The 14,048-nt window shown below is 72.8% G+C and carries 14 protein-coding genes; 8 read left to right on the top strand and 6 right to left on the bottom strand.

Going from position 1 to position 14,048, the window contains the following annotated elements; all coding sequences use genetic code 11:
- Positions 1-49: 49 nt before the first annotated feature.
- Together ABZ809_RS16715 and ABZ809_RS16720 are read left to right on the top strand one after the other, a co-directional pair.
- Complete coding sequence (locus ABZ809_RS16715) at positions 50-919, top strand: ABC transporter ATP-binding protein (RefSeq protein ID WP_357563391.1); 870 nt, start codon at positions 50-52, stop codon at positions 917-919.
- Positions 916-1,887 carry an ABC transporter permease subunit gene (locus tag ABZ809_RS16720; protein ID WP_357563392.1) on the top strand — a complete coding sequence of 324 codons (972 nt, stop codon included), beginning with the start codon at positions 916-918 and terminating at the stop codon, positions 1,885-1,887. Before ABZ809_RS16715 ends, ABZ809_RS16720 begins: the two co-directional genes overlap by 4 nt.
- A 49-nt stretch (positions 1,888-1,936) precedes the next feature.
- Here ABZ809_RS16720 and ABZ809_RS16725 read toward each other — a convergent pair whose 3' ends face one another.
- Positions 1,937-2,521, bottom strand: a complete 585-nt coding sequence (locus ABZ809_RS16725; RefSeq protein ID WP_357563393.1) for an N-acetylmuramoyl-L-alanine amidase — start codon at positions 2,519-2,521, stop codon at positions 1,937-1,939.
- 163 nt (positions 2,522-2,684) lie between these two features.
- On the opposite strand from ABZ809_RS16725, the gene ABZ809_RS16730 reads away from it, so the two are divergent.
- The gene (locus tag ABZ809_RS16730; protein ID WP_357563394.1) at positions 2,685-3,458 is read left to right on the top strand and encodes a hypothetical protein; all 774 of its coding nucleotides are present in this window, start codon (positions 2,685-2,687) and stop codon (positions 3,456-3,458) included.
- Positions 3,459-3,466: 8 nt separating this feature from the next.
- Here the strand turns inward: ABZ809_RS16730 and ABZ809_RS16735 are convergent, their stop codons facing one another.
- A complete protein-coding gene (locus tag ABZ809_RS16735) occupies positions 3,467-4,579 on the bottom strand; it encodes a helix-turn-helix domain-containing protein (protein WP_357563395.1) in 1,113 nt (370 codons plus the stop codon).
- Positions 4,580-4,694: 115 nt separating this feature from the next.
- On the opposite strand from ABZ809_RS16735, the gene ABZ809_RS16740 reads away from it, so the two are divergent.
- Together ABZ809_RS16740 and ABZ809_RS16745 are read left to right on the top strand one after the other, a co-directional pair.
- Entirely contained in the window at positions 4,695-5,561 is an 867-nt protein-coding gene (locus tag ABZ809_RS16740) for a hypothetical protein (protein ID WP_357563396.1), read from the top strand.
- A gap of 41 nt (positions 5,562-5,602) precedes the next feature.
- Positions 5,603-6,484 carry an alpha/beta hydrolase gene (locus ABZ809_RS16745; protein ID WP_357563397.1) on the top strand — a complete coding sequence of 294 codons (882 nt, stop codon included), beginning with the start codon at positions 5,603-5,605 and terminating at the stop codon, positions 6,482-6,484.
- 131 nt (positions 6,485-6,615) lie between these two features.
- Here the strand turns inward: ABZ809_RS16745 and ABZ809_RS16750 are convergent, their stop codons facing one another.
- Positions 6,616-7,470, bottom strand: coding sequence for a hypothetical protein (locus ABZ809_RS16750; RefSeq protein WP_357563398.1), 855 nt, complete (start codon positions 7,468-7,470; stop codon positions 6,616-6,618).
- A 242-nt stretch (positions 7,471-7,712) separates the two neighbouring features.
- Between ABZ809_RS16750 and ABZ809_RS16755 the strand changes: the two genes are divergently transcribed.
- Positions 7,713-10,514, top strand: a complete 2,802-nt coding sequence (locus ABZ809_RS16755; RefSeq protein ID WP_357563399.1) for a BTAD domain-containing putative transcriptional regulator — start codon at positions 7,713-7,715, stop codon at positions 10,512-10,514.
- Positions 10,515-10,632: 118 nt separating this feature from the next.
- Here the strand turns inward: ABZ809_RS16755 and ABZ809_RS16760 are convergent, their stop codons facing one another.
- Both ABZ809_RS16760 and ABZ809_RS16765 read right to left on the bottom strand, forming a co-directional pair.
- Entirely contained in the window at positions 10,633-11,262 is a 630-nt protein-coding gene (locus ABZ809_RS16760) for a hypothetical protein (RefSeq protein ID WP_357563400.1), read from the bottom strand.
- A 243-nt stretch (positions 11,263-11,505) separates the two neighbouring features.
- A complete protein-coding gene (locus tag ABZ809_RS16765; RefSeq protein ID WP_357563401.1) occupies positions 11,506-11,733 on the bottom strand; it encodes a hypothetical protein in 228 nt (75 codons plus the stop codon).
- A 302-nt stretch (positions 11,734-12,035) separates the two neighbouring features.
- Between ABZ809_RS16765 and ABZ809_RS16770 the strand changes: the two genes are divergently transcribed.
- Entirely contained in the window at positions 12,036-12,377 is a 342-nt protein-coding gene (locus ABZ809_RS16770) for a hypothetical protein (protein WP_357563402.1), read from the top strand.
- Positions 12,378-12,584: 207 nt separating this feature from the next.
- Positions 12,585-13,010 (top strand): Hsp20/alpha crystallin family protein, encoded by a 426-nt coding sequence (locus ABZ809_RS16775; RefSeq protein WP_357563403.1) that lies wholly within the window; start codon positions 12,585-12,587, stop codon positions 13,008-13,010.
- A 121-nt stretch (positions 13,011-13,131) separates the two neighbouring features.
- Here the strand turns inward: ABZ809_RS16775 and ABZ809_RS16780 are convergent, their stop codons facing one another.
- The gene (locus ABZ809_RS16780; protein WP_357563404.1) at positions 13,132-13,854 is read right to left on the bottom strand and encodes a hypothetical protein; all 723 of its coding nucleotides are present in this window, start codon (positions 13,852-13,854) and stop codon (positions 13,132-13,134) included.
- Between the last annotated feature and the right edge of the window lie 194 nt (positions 13,855-14,048).

Consider the following 14,048-nt stretch of genomic DNA (forward strand, 5'->3'; position numbering starts at 1 on the left):
CTGCTTTGGACCGATGCCCGGCCCGCCCCGCCGTCCGCAGGATCGACCCATGCGAACACCACTCGTCCTGCACGCCGAGCGGCTGACCAAACGGTACGGCCGCCGCGCCGCGTTGACCGACTGCGACCTGACGATCCCGCGCGGGCACGTCGTCGGGCTGGTCGGCCCGAACGGTGCCGGCAAGTCCACGCTCCTGCAACTGGCCTGCGGCCTGATCGCACCGACCGCGGGTACGTTGTCCGTCCTCGGGTCCAGGCCGGCGGCCGACGCGGCCCACCTGGCCCGGGTCGGCTTCGTCGCCCAGGACACCCCGGTGTACGCCTCGTTCACCGTCGCCGACCACCTGCGGATGGGCGCGTGGCTGAACCCGTCCTGGGACCACGCGTTGGCCGGTCGGCGGATCGCGGAGGTCGGCCTGGACCCGGCGCAGAAGGCGGGCCGGCTCTCCGGCGGTCAGCGTGCGCAACTCGCGTTGGCCCTCGCCGCCGCGAAGCGGCCCGAGCTGCTCATCTTCGACGAGCCCGCCGCCGCGCTGGATCCCCTGGCGCGCCGAAGCTTCATGCGCAGCGTCGTGGAGTTCGTGGCCGAACTCGGCGCCAGCGCCGTGCTCTCCTCGCACCTGTTGAGCGACGTCGAGCAGGTCTGCGACCACCTCGTCGTGCTCTGCGCCTCGCGTGTCCAGGTCGCCGGTCCGGTCGGGGAACTGCTCGCCGCGCACCGCGGGGTCGCCGGCCATCCGGCCAGGATGCCCGCCGGGGTCGAGGTCGTCTGGGCGGAGCACGGCCGCGCCCTGGTCCGGGGCGAGGCAGCCGTACGGCTCGACGACGCCGAGCCGGTCACCCTGGAGGAACTCGTCCTGGCCTACATGTCGCGAGCCGCCCGATCGGTCGACGCGTCCCGTGCGGCGGTGTCGCGATGATCAGAATGAGCCTGCGGCAGTTCCGTGGTCAGGCGCTCGTCGGGGCGATCCTGTTGGTCGTGGCCGCCGGCTACCTGGTGCGCCTCGGTGGGGACATCCGCGCCGTCCGCGACCCGGCCCAGCTCCCCGGCCAGTACGGGCAGACGATGCTGTTCCTCGCCGCCGGGTTCGGCCTGGTACCCGCGCTCATCGGCGCGTTCTGGGGTGCGCCGCTCGTCGCCCGGGAGCTGGAGACCGGCACCCATCGCCTCGTGTGGAGCCAGAGCGTCCCCCGTCGCCGCTGGCTCGCGGTCAAGCTGGCGGTGCTCGGCCTCGCCGGTGTGGCCGTCGCCGGTACGCTCAGCGCGCTGCTGACGTGGGCGGCGGCCCCGGTCGACGAGGCGGCGGGCGACCGGTTCACCGCGATCCTGTTCGGCGCGCGCGGTGTCGCGCCGATCGGGTACGCCGTCTTCGGCCTCACCCTCGGCGCCGTCACCGGGCTGCTGGTGCGCCGCACCCTACCGGCGATGGCGATCGTCTTCCTGGCCCTGATCGCGGTGCAGTTCGCCGTCCCGAACCTGCTGCGGCCGCACTACCTGCCCGCCGAACGGGTCACCGTGCCGATGAGTGCCGACGCCATCAACCAGGCCCGGTCGCTGGGCAGCATCACCGGTGGACCGGCCGTCGGAGGGCTGGAGATACCGGACGCCTGGGTCACGGACACCAGCAGGCTCCTGACCGCTGACGGCCGGCAGCTCTCCGAGGCCGCGTTCGACGGGTGTTTCCACGACGCTCCGAGGACCGGCGCGGCCGGCACGTTCGGCGACACCGCGGTGTGCCTCGGCGAGCTCGACCTGCACGTGGACCTGGCCTACCAACCCAACCGGCGCTTCTGGCCGTTCCAGTGGTTCGAGCTGGCGCTGTATCTCGGGGTCGGCGCGCTGCTCGCGGGGGTCGGCCTCTGGCGCGTCCAGCGCCGGGTCCGCTAGCCCGCACGGGACGCCGGGCGAGCCCAGCCCGGGGCCGGCTCCTGACCGGTCAGGGTGTCGCACGCCGTACGACGAGGCCCGGCGAGGGCGTGGGCCCGGATGGGCTGACGATCTGCGTGGCGGCGGCCAGGATGTCGGGCTTCTGCGCGATGATCGGGGGGCCGGGGCACTTGTCGTGCCCCCAGGCGGGGCCTCCCATGCTGTGGTGGCCGAGGCCCATGCCCGACGGGTCGGCTGTCAGTGCGAGGGGGACGTCGAACACCTGGTGCACCTTGGCGAAGATCCGGCCGATGGCGGCGATCTGCTTGCTTGTCAGTTTCTCCCAGCCGGGGTGGCTGGCGTGGTGGGCGCTGCCGACGCTGAACCCGGAGCACTCCACCGAGATCCAGTGCCCGTTGCCGGCCTTCTGGGTCCAGGCCTTGTCCGCGGTGTCGACCATCTGTGCGATGTCACCGTCCCGGCTGACGATGAAATGCGAGGAGTTTTCGGTGCTCGGGTCCCGCTGGTGGCTGATGGTGCCCTCGTAGGTGCCGTCGGCGATGTGCACCACCAGGCCACGAACCTCCACCATACCGCCCGGGACCCGGTTGGCGGTGGGACCGCGCCAGCTCGCAAGATCAGTCCAGATGGCCATCGGACACTCCCTTCGGCGGGTGGCCTGCCGGCGGCTCGACAACCTGAACGTATCCTTGTCCCCGCTTCCGCTCCTGGCGATTCGGTCAACCGGTCCTGGCCGTTTCGGTCGGCCAGCCGCAGGGCACCGTGGAGAACGGGACATCCGAGACAGGAGGCCACGCATGAGCCATTACCTGACCCGGCCGGTCGCCGGCGCGCGGCGGTCGGCGGCGGTGACACTGGCCGTGCTCGGCCCGATCGTGTTCACCGCGGGCTGCGGCAACGGCGACGACGCTGCTCCACAGTCGACGGTCACGCCGTCGCAGGCGACCACCACACCGCCGGCCGGGGCGCCCGGGTCGCCGTCGCCCTCGTCGTCGTCGTCGTCGACGGTGACCATCCCCGCGTCGGCCTTCATCGAGCTGCCCGCGAACCGGCAGCAGGCGCCGCGGAACAGCAACCAGGTCACCGACGCCCTGCCCAAGCTGTGCGGCAACGAGTTCGGGACCGGCGGCAGGTCGGTGACCGCGGCTGCGGCGATGGCCTACCCGTACGTGCCGGCCGACGCCCCGGAGGGCAGCGCCCCGGACGGAGTCCTCAAACAGACCATCTTCACCTTCAGCAGCGAGGGTGCCACGGACTACCTGGGCCGGCTGCGTACCTCCCTGGAGTCGTGCCCGTCGTACAAGCGCGGTGCGGACGTCGTCAAGGTCAAGGTCGAGCAACTTCCCGGCGTGGGCACCGACGCGCTGCTGGTCGTGCGGACCTGGCCCGAGCGCAACCTACCCGGCGAGCTGACCGGCGACACCGCCACGAGCCAGACCGTCGTCATCCGCGTCGACACGGTGATCACGGTGCTCGACAACGAGGGGTGGGAAGGGACCAGCGCCAACCGCGCCGCGATGGACGACTTCACCCGGCTCGCGGTGCACGCCATCGATGCCTGGCAGCGTTAGCGAGGCCTTTACCGCAGGTCGATGGCGGTGAGAGCGGCGTCCAGGATGCGGTCCTGGGCGGGCACCGTCGGGTCGAGCCCGGTCAGCGCGGCGATACGTTGTAGCCGGTAGTCCAGAGTGTTGCGGTGGATGTGCAGTTCGAGGGCGGTCTGCCGGCGGTTGCGGCCATGCCGGACGAAGCTGCGCAGGGTCTCCAACAGGTACGGGTGGCCCGTGAGCGGGTCGAGCTTGGCCGCCAGGCGGTCGAGCCCGGCGCCGGGTCGGGCGAGCTGGTACTCGACGAGGACGTCGTCGAACCGGTACAGGCCCGCCGCGCGGCCGATCCTGCCGACCAGCTCCAGCACCTCCCGCGCCTCCCCGGCGGCATGCGGGATCCGGGCGGGATCGGCCGCGTCGGCGGCGGCGGCCAGCACGGTGGTGTCCAGGGCTTCGCGCAGGCTGGCCACCGTGGACTCGGGCGAGGTCCCGTCGGGCAGCAGCGCGATGCCGTCGACGTGGTCCACGAGTACGGGCGTGCCGGCGTGCGCGTCCAGCGCCGCCTGCACCAGCCGGTCCGGTGGGCGGGGTGCGAACCGCATCATGAGCACGGTGGGGTGCTGCCCCAGGTCGACGCGGGCGTCCCGCGCCAGCGCCTGGTACGGCTGGCCGTGCAGCAGGGCGGCCATCAGCTCGCGCCGGATTCGCTTGTCCTCGCTGCGCAGGTCCTCCTGCGCCTGGATGTGGGCCAGGACGACGGCGGGCATCACGCCGATCAGGCCGTCCAGCAGGCGCGTTCCCGCCTCGGCGAGTTCGTCCGGGGCACCGACCTCGGTCACCGCCCGCCACCAGACCCGGGCCCCGATCAGGTACGCGGTCAGCGCCGCCTCCAACGGCAGGTGCTCCCCGGCCCGTCGCGCCGACAACTCCACCACCGAGGTCAGGTCGGCCGGGCCGAGCATGCTCCGCTCCCGCAGCAGTTTCAGCAGGAGGCCCAAGACCGCGCTCACCGACTCGCTCACCTGCCCGTCGAGGGTCTCCGCCGGCAGCCCGCGATAGAAGGGGACGTCAGCGGCGCAACGGCCGACGATCTCGTGGGTCAGCTCGGCGAGCCGGCAGGCCAGTCGATCGTGCAGGTCTGGCATCCCGGCATCGTCACATTGCCCAAACCGGTGCGTCAATCGTTGCCGCAAGTGCGGACTGACAGCGGGCGCGGGCAGGGCGCACGATTCGGTAACCCCCCAGAAACGAGGAGGCAACATGTCTCACCGTTCGCGCCCCGTCCCCCGACTCAGCGCGTCCGCCTGCGCGGCCGTCCTGGCCGTGGCCGCGATCCTGTCGCCCGGAGCACCGGCCTCGGCCCGGTCCGCTGCCGAAGACTCCCCGTCCACGTCGGCCGACGGCGCCTGGGACAGCCCTGGCCCGTACGCCACGGCGGTGCAGGTGGGCGCGGTCAACACCCTCTACTACCCGCGCGACATCGCGGCGAGCACCCGCCGCCACCCGGTGATCGTGTGGGGCAACGGCACCGGAGCCGCACCGCTGGTCTACCGCGACCTGTTGCTGCGCTGGGCGAGCCACGGCTTCATCGTCTCGGCCGCCAACACGCCCACCTCCAACCTCGGCATCTCGATGCGGCTCGGAATCGACGCCCTGACCGAGGCCGACCGCAACCCGGCCAGTGTCTTCCACGGCCGGGTCGACCTGGCGCACATCGGTGCGTCCGGCCACTCCCAGGGCGGCGCGGCGGCCATCGTGGTCGGTGCCGACCCGCGCATCGACACCGTGCTGCCCATCCAGCCCGGCCCGCTGGCCGACATCGACGCCGTCGGAGTTCCGGCGTTCCTGATGGCGGGGCAGAAGGACAGCATCGTCTTCCCCATCCTGGTGAAGAGCTTCTACGACGACGCCGACCACATCCCCGCGATCTACGGCGAGGTCAGGGGCGCGGACCATTTCACCGTCGTCGGCGATCCGGGCCCGTTCGCCGCGCCCACCACGGCCTGGTTCCGCTTCCACCTGATGGGCGACGCCGCGGCGGGCGCGGAGTTCCACGGCCCGTCCTGCGGCATCTGCACCGACACCCAGACGTGGTCGGACGTCCGGCGAAACGCGCTGGTGCCGTGAGCGTCGGGCTACTGCCGGCGGGCGACGGCGAAAGGCTGAACATGCGGTCCATCCAGATCCCCACGCCCGGCGGCCCGCTGCACGCCCTGCGGTTCGGCCCGGCGGAGTCCCACGACGGCAAGGTCGTGCTGGCCGCCCACGGCATCACCGCGTCGGCGATGTCGTTCGTGGCGGTGGCCCGCGCGCTGCCCGCCGACTGGGCGTTGGTCGCCGTGGACCTGCGCGGTCGCGGGCAAAGCGCCGCACTGCCCGGCCCGTTCGGCATGGACCAGCACGCCGAGGACCTCGTCGCCGTGGCGGGACAGGTGGGCGGGCCGGTGGTGCTGTGCGGGCAGTCGATGGGCGCGTACGCGGCGCTGCGGGCGGCGGCGAGGCGTCCCGACCTGGTCACCCGCCTGGTGCTGATCGACGGCGGCCTACCGCTGCCGGTCCCGGCCGGCGTCGATCCGGCCGCGGTGCTGGAGGCCACCGTCGGGCCCGCTGTCGCCCGGCTGCGGATGACCTTCCCCTCCGAGCAGGCGTACGTCGACTTCTTCCGGAACCATCCGGCGCTGGCGACGTCGTGGAACGACGACCTCACGGCGTACGTCCGCTACGACGCCACCGGCGAACCAGGGTCCGTCCGCTCCCGGGTCAACCCGGAGGCCGTGGCGGCCGACGGCCGGGACCTGCTGACCACCTCCGCCTCGTTCGGTGCCGACCTGTGCGCACTGCGCCCGCCCGCCCACCTGCTGTACGCGCCGCTGGGCATGCTCGGCCAGGAACCGGGGATGCTGCCACAGCCGCTGGTGGACCAGTGGACGCGGCGGAGTGCGCTCACGGCCCGCCTGGTCCCGGGCTGCAACCACTACACCATCCTGACCGAGCCCGCGGCGGTCGCGCAGGTCGCGCAGGCGCTGACCGACTCCCCGATCGGCACCTGACCCGGGGCGACTGCCGGAACTGGCACCGCACAGAAGTGGGCTCCCGGTGGGGCATCGAGCGACTGCTGGATGCCCCACCGGGAGCCCGAATCGCCACGGCGGCAGGTACCGCAAGACGCCGCGCGACGCGGTCAGCTACCGCAGATGCCGTACCCGTTCAGGCTCCAGTTGCCGGCGAAGCCGTCGGCGTCCTCGTCCGCCCGTACGCGCAGAGTCGTGCTGGGGGTGATGTTGAGCGCGCTGAGCAGCACCTGCCCGTTGCCGGCGTTGATGTCCGCCCCGATGCTGTAGAGCGCCTTGCCGGTCGGGCAGTTCTTCGTGCGGGTGGCGGCGGGATCACTCCCGCTGTCGCCCGTCACCACGACCCGCTCCAGGCCGGCGGGCGCGGTGGCGCAGACCGCGAACGAGGTGGCGCTCCAGCCGGTCGGTGCCGTGCCCTGCACCGCCACCGCCCGGACGGTCACCGACGCCAGGTCGAACGACGGCACCACCTGGTCGAGCACGACGTTGCCCCCGCCGCCGTTGATCCGCCCGCCCATCCCGATGACCTTCTTCGTCCCGCAGCTCGCGGTGACGAACTCCGTGCCGGCGGCGCCGGTCGTCGCGACGACCTGGTAGCCCGCCGGCGGGGTCGCGCACTGGCCGACGGCCTGGAGCCCCCAGTCGCCGGTGAAGTCCGTCGGGCCGACCTCCCGCATCGTGGTGAAGAAGCCACTGCCGTTCGCCAACGGCTCCAGGCGGTCCAGCCCGACCCTGCCCTGGGCGCTCGACCCGGCGGTCAGGAACCCGCCTCCCCCGGTGACGACCTTACCGGCGGGGCACGGCGCGAACGCCGACTTGTCCTCGCTGCTGGGCGACGCCGTGCCCATGACGGTCTCCAGCCCGGGGGGAGTCGCCGCCGCCGGCGTCGCCCAGCCCATCGCGGCCAGCACCGCCGCCGCCCCGAAGGCTGCCGTCAGAACGCCGCCGCGCGTGTCCACTCGCATCTCGATCTCCCTCTACGCCGCTGGCCGGCGCTGGTGCCGGCCGCTTCTGCCCACCGCCGGGATCCTGGCCGGTCGGTGTGCAGAAGCCTGGGCGCCGGGCCTTGTCGTCCGCTATCCGACCTCTTGTCGCGAGGCGTCCCGCCCGGTCCGTCCATAGAATGCGATCATCAGGTCACGACCGGTAAGGGAACGTCATGCGGTGGTCCGTCCTCGGTCCGGTCCAGGTGGCTAGCCGGGGTCGGGTGCTCGCCATCGCGCGACCCCAGCAACGCGCGGTGCTCGCGCTGCTGTTGCTCGACGCCGACCGGGTCGTCTCCGTCGAGCACCTCGTGGCGGCGCTCTGGGCGGACCACCCGCCGGCCAGTGCCCGGACCCAGGTGCAGGTGGCCGTCTCTCGCATCAGGACCGCCCTGCGGGCCGAGGGAGCGGCCGGCCTGCTGGTCACGCAGGGCAGCGGATACCGGCTCGCGGTGCACGGGCCGGCGCTGGACCTGACCGAGTTCGAGATGGCGGTCGAGAGTGCCCGCGACGAGGAGGCGGCCGGCAATCCGGAGGAGGCGGCGCGGCTGCTGCGCGGCGGTCTGGCGCTGTGGCGCGGCCCGGCGCTGGGCGGCGCCGCCGGGGCGTTCGTGGCCACCGCGGCCGCGGGCCTGGACGAACGACGGCTGGCCGCCCACGAACGGCTCGCCGCCGTGGAGCTCGATCTCGGCCGCTTCGCCGAGGTCGCGCAGACCCTGCGCCCGCTGGTCTCCGCCCACCCCCTGCGGGAGACGCTGGTGGCCGGACATCTGCTCGCCCTCGCCGGTGGGGGCCAACAGGCGGCCGCCCTGCGCCTCTTCGAGGAGACCCGGCTCCGTCTCGTCGAGGAGTTGGGAGTGGAGCCGGGCCCCGAGCTGGCCGCCGCCCACCTGCGGGTACTGCGTGGCGGTCCGCTGGCCCGGCCGGCCCCGGCGGTCGCCACGGCGCCGCCCGCGCCCGCACCGGCCGGACCACCACCCGCGCAGCTCCCCGCTGATCCCGCCTGGTTCACGGGTCGGGCGGCGACACTCCGAGCGCTGGACGCCCTGCTGCCCGGCCCCACCGGCACCGGCACCGCCCAGGCGGTGGTCATCTCCGCCATCGCCGGTACGGCCGGGGTCGGCAAGACCACCCTGGCGGTGCACTGGGCACGTCGGATCGCCGACCAGTACCCGGACGGTCAGCTCTACGTCAACCTGCGCGGGTTCGACCTGGACGGCCGGGCCGTGACGCCGGGCGAGGCCCTCCGCGGCTTCCTGGACGCGCTGCACGTGCCACCGGCGCGGGTGCCCACCGACGTACCCGGGCAGTCGGCCATGCTCCGGACCCTGCTGGCCAACCGGCGGGTGCTGATGCTGCTCGACAACGCCCGCGACGACGCGCAGGTCCGGCCTCTCCTGCCGGGAGCGCCGGGCAGCCTGGTCGTGGTGACCAGCCGCAACCGGCTCACCGGGCTGGTCGTGAGCGACGGGGCGCATCCGGTGAACGTGGACCTGCTGTCCCCGCGGGAGTCCCGGGACCTGCTGACCTGGCGGCTCGGCCCCGCCCGCGCCGCCGCCGAGACGGCGGCCGTCAACGAGATCGTACGCTGCTGCGCCGGTCTTCCCCTGGCACTGGCCATCGTGGCGGCCCGCGCCGCGCACCATCCGGGCCTGCCGTTGGCCGAACTCGCCGCGGAACTGCGGCACACCCGCCCGGACCGTCTCGCGGCGCTGGAGACCGGCGACCCCGCGACGGACGTCCGCGCGGTCTTCTCCTGGTCCTACCGGGTGTTGGACGCCGCGTCCGCCCGGCTCTTCCGGCTCCTCGGCCTGCACCCCGGCCCCGATGTCGCGCGGCCGGCGGTGGCCAGTCTGGTGGGCCTCCCGCCGGCCCAGGTCGAGCCGCTGCTGACCGGGCTGGTCCGGGCGCACCTGCTGACCGAGCGGAGCCCCGGGCGGTACGCGATGCACGACCTGCTCCGTGCCTATGCGGCGGAGGTCTGCCAGCGGACCGAGTCGGCCGCCGAACGCGGGGCGGCCCGACGCCGGCTGCTCGACCACTACCTGCATGCCACGTACGCGGCGGACCACCTCCTCGACCCGTACCGGCTGTCCCGGCCGGCCGCGTTGCCGCCGCCGGAACCGGGGGTGACGGTGGGCGACCGCCCGGAGCACGCCTGGGCGGCCGACTGGTTCGCCGCCGAGTGCCATGTCCTGCTCGCCGCCGTGGAGCAGGCGGCGGGCAGCGGGCTGGACCAGCACGCCTGGATGCTGGCCGCCGCCCTCACCACGTACCTCGACCGCAGCGGGCACTGGCCTGAACTGGCCGCCGCACACCGGACCGCACTGGCGGCGGCCCGTCGCCGCGCCGACCTGGCCGGGCAGGCCACGGCGCACCGGGGGCTGGCGATCACGTGTACCTGGCTCGGCGACTACCCGGCCGCCCAGGGGCACTACCTACGGGTTCTCGCGCTCTACCGCGAGATCGGTGACGACACCGGCCAGGCGCACACGCACATCGGGATGAGCTGGGTGCTGGCCAGGCAGGGCGGGCACCGGGCAGCCCTCGACGAGACGCGCCGGGCGCTCGGCCTCTACCAGGCCAGCGACGACCGGGTCGGGCAGGCGAAGGCCCTCAACAACCTCGGCTGGCTGCACGCCCGGCTCGGTGAGCACGAGCCGGCGCTGCACTGCTGCCGGTCCGCACTGCGCCTGCACGAGCGGACCGGCGACCGGCACGGTGCGGCCCTGACCTGGGACAGTCTCGGCTACGTCCACCACGAGCGCGGCGAACACGAGCAGGCCGCGGACTGCTACCGCAGGGCCCTCGCACTGCACCGGGAACTCGGCGACCGGTACGACGAGGCGGAGGTGCTGGACAACCTCGGCGACAGCCGCCGCGCCGCCGGTGACCTCGCCGGCGCGCGCATCGCCTGGCGCGAGGCGCTCGTGATCTTCGACGAACTGCGGCACCCCGACGCCGACCGGCCCAGGTCGAAGCTCGCCACCACCGCGGCGCCGAGACCGCACGCCACGGTGCGCTGACGTCGTACCCACCGACCGAAGCCGGTGGGTACACCGCCACGTCCCGCCGACCGTCAGCCGTCGGCCGGCCGCACGCCGCCCGGCTCGCGGGCGACGTGCGGCCGTGATGCCGAGGCGTTCAGCACCTCTGCCGCTGCGCCGTGTAGTGCGTGCCGACCTTGCCGATCACGGTCAGGTCGGTCAGTGCGGTGTTCGCGCCGCGGGCGATGTAGCAGGAGTAGCGGTGCTGGTTGATGACTTCGAGGTGGATGTGGGCGCCGGAGTCGCCGTTGACCTGGTAGCAGCTCGAATAGCGGAACCGGCCGGTCTCGCCGAGCTTGGTCCACGGGCCGACGGAGGCGCCCACCACGATGCCGGAGGGCTTGTTGGTCACGTGCATCACGTCCGCCCGGCCGAGGATCTGGCCCGTGGTGGTGTCGCGGGCCTCCAGCCCGATGCGGTAGCCGCCGTCCGCGAGGTTGCCGGTCGCGCAGCCCGCTCGCACGGTCACCACCTTGACCGCCACGGGGTGCCCCGACGCGGTCTTGGTGCCGAAGGGCGAGACGACCGTGGCGCCCGGGTTGCGGTAGATGTCGACCGCCCAGTCGTTGGGGTAGCCGTAGTTACCGAACACGATGTGGTGCGAGGTGGGCCCGGACAGGCCGAAGCGGTCCCAGGTGGACGATCCCTGGATCGGCGGATAGACGCTGACCTGGTCGGCGTCGGGGTGCGCCTGTGCGACGCCGGCCGGCGCGAGGGCTGCCCCCACCGCGAGCACGAGAGCGGCCGCCGCAGAAGCGAGACGACGAGGGTTCACTAAGCCTCCAAGAAGTGTCCTGGCGCAGGGTGACCAGCAAGGATCGCGCCGGGACGGCGATCGATCGGGTCTGCGCGGCAGATCGGAGCACGATACATCACTGATCGACGGCCATAACCATCCACTGTCCTCCATGGCGGACGGTTGCGGATCGCGTACCGGCGGCAGCGGCGCCGTCTGTCGCGGCGTGGCCGCCTACCCGCCGATTCCGCGCCTCCTGTTACGCGACCGGGTGGCGTACGGCAACGCGAACAGGTAAAGACCGGTGAACATGAGCAGGAAGAGTGGGGGTAGCGGCGAGAGGTACACCCATTCGGCTGGTTCCTCCTGCGTCAGGACGACGATGGTGACGATGACGACGGCCAGCGTGAAAGCGATGGACAGCCAGCGATGGCTCTGCCGCACCCACTTGTTCCAGTTCAATGGGACCTCCTCGGAAAAGGAGCGACCCCGGCCTTGGCGACCTGCCGGATCGGGGACGTCCAGGTGATGTCGACGACAATCACGCTATGCGCCGCCGAGGGGCCCGGGCTTCTCGATTCCTGACCGGTCAGCCCGCGCCGAACTGAAGACGGGTGCCGCCGACGGCATGCAGGACGAGCCGGAACTGCTGCGTCCCGCGCGGCTCGGCGACACCCTCGCGCTCGACCGACCGCTCGGGACGCGCATCGACGCAAGAGCCACTAATATCGACGGCAGTAGATCAATACGACGAGGGGAAAAGCATGCGCAAGGGAATCGCCGCACTCGGGTTCGCCGGGGCACTCACGGGCCTGCTGGCCGTCGCCACCCCCGCCAGCGCCGCAGCCCCGGCCGAGCAGCGGGAGGGCGTCCGGGTGGCCGCCGTGTGCGAGTGGGTGGTCACCTGGCCGTCGGCGGGCGTGTACGAGTCGCCGACCCGGGCAGACGCGCCCCTCAAGGTGAAGAACGCCGGCGACCGGGTCGGCGGCGGCTACTGCATGGAGCACTACAACACCAGCGAACTGGAGTGGTACGTGTCGGTGGCGTGCACCTGCGCCAGCGACGACATCGGCTGGATGCGGCGCAACGCGCTACGCCCGGCGTGACCGTACGGCGGCTCGGCCTGCGAACCGGCAGGCCGAGCCGCCGCACCGGGGCCTCGCCCCGGGACCGGACAGAGGGCGCCACTCACCTCCGACCCACAGGCCCCCGAGTTGACGACGCGGCGCGGAGGCGCTAAATAAGAAGAGGAAGTTGAGTCCCATCGGCTCAACTTGAGGACCTTCGGCCAGGAGAACCGAGGAGGCAGGGTTATGTTGATGCGTACCGACCCGTTCCGTGAGATCGACCGGATCACCGAGCAGTTCTTCGGCACCGCGGCGCGCCCCGCGGTCATGCCGCTGGACGCCTACCGCGACGGCGACTGGTTCTACGCGGCGTTCGACCTGCCCGGCGTCGACCCGGACAGCATCGACTGCACCATCGAGCGCAACGTGCTGACCGTCCGCGCCGAGCGTCGCCGGCCGAACGGCGACAACGTCGAGCTGGTCGCCGCCGAACGCCCGATGGGCACCTTCACCCGCCGGCTGTTCCTCGGCGACACCCTCGACACCGACAAACTCGAGGCCGGCTACGACAGCGGCGTGCTGACCCTGCGGATCCCCGTCGCGGAACGGGCCAAGCCCCGCCGGGTCACCGTCACGGCCACCAGCAACGGGCGCAGGGAGATCAACGCCTGACTCCGGCCCCGGGGGCGGGCCGGCAGGTGCAGCCGCCCGCCCCCGAGCCGGGGCTCCTGCCGTCCGCCCCCGAAGCAGGACACCGGGCTGGTATCTGCCACCTGGTTCCCGATGCGGCGGATCAGCCCGGCCGGGACGAGGTGAGCACCGTCCTGGGTGCGCCGCAGGTGTCAGAGCCGGCACCGTGTGCGAGCCAGACCAGGACCCGGTTACCGAGCGGGGCGGCCAGGCGCACGACCACCTCACGTTCCTCCGCGTACGCCAGGCGAATGCCGCCTGGCCCGTCGAGAGGAACCTCCACCGGCTCGACGAGTACCGCCGTGTCGGTCTCGAACACCTCGGCGTCGGGATAGTCGGCATACGCCCTGGGTGTTCCGGTGAACCGGTACGTCAGCGTGCGACCGTCGTCCGCGAGCAACGACTCCTCGTTGCCGGAAGCGCGCAGGCCCTGCGGCCACCACGTCATCCGGCGTGCGAAGTCCGGATCCAGGGCGATGAACGGCCATCTCCGGTTCTCGGGATACATCATCCACGCGGGAAGCTCGCGGAGGCCCCGATCGGTGGCGAAGGGACCGTTCGCGCGAATGAGCCGTGCCAGCGGTCCCGGTGCCCCTGTCTGCACGTTGCGGCAGTACTTCGCCGCGGCCGGCGCGATCTCCGGCGGCATTTCGGACGCCGGAACGTCAGGGCCGTCGAACAGCGCCCGCCACCGGGTGTCCGCCGCGAGCCGGTCGAGCGCCAGGACGCCCATCTCGGTCAGCACGACCGGGCGTGGCGCACGGTGGACCGGAAAACCCTCCCACTTCGCCAACGCCTGCCGGGCCTGCTCGGGATGGATCGCCATGTCCGTCAACCTAACGACCCGGCGCCCGGCCGGCCGGGGCCACCACGCCTGACCATTCGCGCGGGCCGATGCCTGTCCGTTCCCGAAGGGTGTCGGGCTAGCGCCATGGCGCAACTCCGCCAGGTGCAGGCGTAGGCCGCCGCTGGCACGCGCTGCGACGATGCGTCGCGACGCCTCGCGTACCAGTGGAAGGA

It is taken from the genome of Micromonospora sp. NPDC047074 (genome assembly GCF_040643815.1).
Lineage (GTDB): Bacteria > Actinomycetota > Actinomycetes > Mycobacteriales > Micromonosporaceae > Micromonospora.

What these genes read in the sequence shown, in the direction of transcription:
- ABZ809_RS16715 (WP_357563391.1), top strand. Translation starts at nt 50, where the DNA reads ATGCGAACACCACTCGTCCTGCACGCCGAGCGGCTGACCAAACGGTAC.
- ABZ809_RS16720 (WP_357563392.1), top strand. Translation starts at nt 916, where the DNA reads ATGATCAGAATGAGCCTGCGGCAGTTCCGTGGTCAGGCGCTCGTCGGG.
- ABZ809_RS16725 (WP_357563393.1), bottom strand. Translation starts at nt 2,521, where the DNA reads ATGGCCATCTGGACTGATCTTGCGAGCTGGCGCGGTCCCACCGCCAAC.
- ABZ809_RS16730 (WP_357563394.1), top strand. Translation starts at nt 2,685, where the DNA reads ATGAGCCATTACCTGACCCGGCCGGTCGCCGGCGCGCGGCGGTCGGCG.
- ABZ809_RS16735 (WP_357563395.1), bottom strand. Translation starts at nt 4,579, where the DNA reads ATGCCAGACCTGCACGATCGACTGGCCTGCCGGCTCGCCGAGCTGACC.
- ABZ809_RS16740 (WP_357563396.1), top strand. Translation starts at nt 4,695, where the DNA reads ATGTCTCACCGTTCGCGCCCCGTCCCCCGACTCAGCGCGTCCGCCTGC.
- ABZ809_RS16745 (WP_357563397.1), top strand. Translation starts at nt 5,603, where the DNA reads ATGCGGTCCATCCAGATCCCCACGCCCGGCGGCCCGCTGCACGCCCTG.
- ABZ809_RS16750 (WP_357563398.1), bottom strand. Translation starts at nt 7,470, where the DNA reads ATGCGAGTGGACACGCGCGGCGGCGTTCTGACGGCAGCCTTCGGGGCG.
- ABZ809_RS16770 (WP_357563402.1), top strand. Translation starts at nt 12,036, where the DNA reads ATGCGCAAGGGAATCGCCGCACTCGGGTTCGCCGGGGCACTCACGGGC.
- ABZ809_RS16775 (WP_357563403.1), top strand. Translation starts at nt 12,585, where the DNA reads ATGTTGATGCGTACCGACCCGTTCCGTGAGATCGACCGGATCACCGAG.
- ABZ809_RS16780 (WP_357563404.1), bottom strand. Translation starts at nt 13,854, where the DNA reads ATGGCGATCCATCCCGAGCAGGCCCGGCAGGCGTTGGCGAAGTGGGAG.